At 56.9% G+C, this 1,909-nt stretch carries 1 rRNA gene (cut by a window edge); it reads left to right on the top strand.

Annotated features, from left to right (window positions below):
• The first annotated feature begins 227 nt into the window (after nt 1-227).
• Nucleotides 228-1,909: ribosomal RNA gene (locus tag AC07EQ_RS43325) — 23S ribosomal RNA — on the top strand; it runs 1,483 nt beyond the window's last position.

Genomic DNA, 1,909 nt, shown 5'->3' with positions numbered 1-1,909 from the left:
CAACACCCCGACCCTGTGGGTTGGGAGTGTTCACAATTGACACGGCGAATGTTCGTGTGTTGTGACGCTCGATGGATTGTGGAACACACTAGCCTGCCGGCTGTGAAGCTGGCGCAGTCCGCTGTTGGGTGTCTGAGGGAACACACGGCATGCGTGTTGTGTGCGGGTGTTTTCTTGTGTGTTTGGTTGTTGTTTGAGAACTGTATAGTGGGTGCGAGCATCTTTGTGGCCAAGTTATGTAGGGCACATGGTGGATGCCTTGGTACCAGGAGCCGATGAAGGACGTGGGAGACTGCGATAGTCCTCGGGGAGTTGTCAACCGAGCTGTGATCCGAGGGTGTCCGAATGGGGTAACCCAGCCCGAGTGATGTCGGGTTACTAGCATCTGAATATATAGGGTGTTAGGGGGAACGCGGGGAAGTGAAACATCTTAGTACCCGCAGGAAGAGAAAACACTGGTGATTCCGTGAGTAGTGGCGAGCGAAAGCGGAGGAGGCTAAACCGTGCGCGTGGGATACCTGGTAGGGGTTGCGTGTGCGGGGTTGTGGGACGCTGCTGGGTAGATCTACCAGTCTGCCAGCGTTGTTGTGTGGGTTAGTCGAATGGTTTGGGAAAGCCAGCCGTAGTGGGTGAGAGTCCCGTAGGCGAAAATTCATGCAATGCGTGTGGTGGTGTTCCCGAGTAGCAGCGCTTTCGTGGAGGGTGCTGTGAATCTGGCGGGACCACTCGCTAAGCCTAAATACTTCCTGGTGACCGATAGTGGATAGTACCGTGAGGGAATGGTGAAAAGTACCCCGGGAGGGGAGTGAAAGAGTTCCTGAAACCGTGTGCCTGCAATCCGTCAGAGCCTTTGGGTGATGGCGTGCCTTTTGAAGAATGAGCCTGCGAGTTACTGCTGCGTGGCGAGGTTAACCCGTGTGTGGGGTAGCCGGAGCGAAAGCGAGTCTGAAGAGGGCGTGTGAGTCGCGTGGTGTAGACCCGAAGCGGAGTGATCTACCCATGGCCAGGGTGAAGCGCGGGTAAGACCGTGTGGAGGCCCGAACCCACCAGGGTTGAAAACCTGGGGGATGAGTTGTGGGTAGGGGTGAAAGGCCAATCAAACTCCGTGATAGCTGGTTCTCCCCGAAATGCATTTAGGTGCAGCGTTGCGTGGTTGCTTGGGTGGGGTAGAGCACTGGTTGGTTGATGGGCCTTCGCGGGTTACTGAGATCAGCCAAACTCCGAATACGCCTGAGTTTGAGCGTGGCAGTGAGACGGCGGGGGAGAAGCTTCGTCGTCGAGAGGGAAACAGCCCAGAGCATCGGCTAAGGCCCCTAAGTGTGCGCTTAGTGGGAAAGGATGTGGGATCGCCGAGACAACCAGGAGGTTGGCTTAGAAGCAGCCATCCTTGAAAGAGTGCGTAATAGCTCACTGGTCAAGTGGTCCTGCGCCGACAATGTAGCGGGGCTGAAGCGCACCGCCGAAGCCATGCCAGTCATCGTTTTCGATGGTTGGGTAGGGGAGCGTCCTGCATGCGGTGAAGCGCCGGAGTGATCCTGGTGTGGAGTGTGTGGGAGTGAGAATGCAGGCATGAGTAGCGAGTGAAGAGTGAGAATCTCTTCCGCCGGATGACCAAGGGTTCCTGGGGAAGGTTCGTCCGCCCAGGGTGAGTCGGGGCCTAAGGCGAGGCCGACAGGCGTAGTCGATGGATAACGGGTTGATATTCCCGTACCCGTGTGGACGCGTCCATAGCGAAACGGTTGATACTAACCACCCGGTGTTGGTGTGGGTCTTCGGACTTGTACTGGTGCTGCGTGGGGCCTGATTCCGCGGTAGTTAAGTGATGGGGTGACGCAGGAGGGTAGCTCTGCCAGTGAGTGGTTGTACTGGTGTAAGCCTGTAGCCCGGTGTGTAGGTAAATCCGCACACC

The organism is Saccharopolyspora sp. NPDC045839 (genome assembly GCF_056431645.1).
Note: the sequence above shows the minus strand (reverse complement) of the source record. Positions and strands in the feature narration are given on the sequence as shown.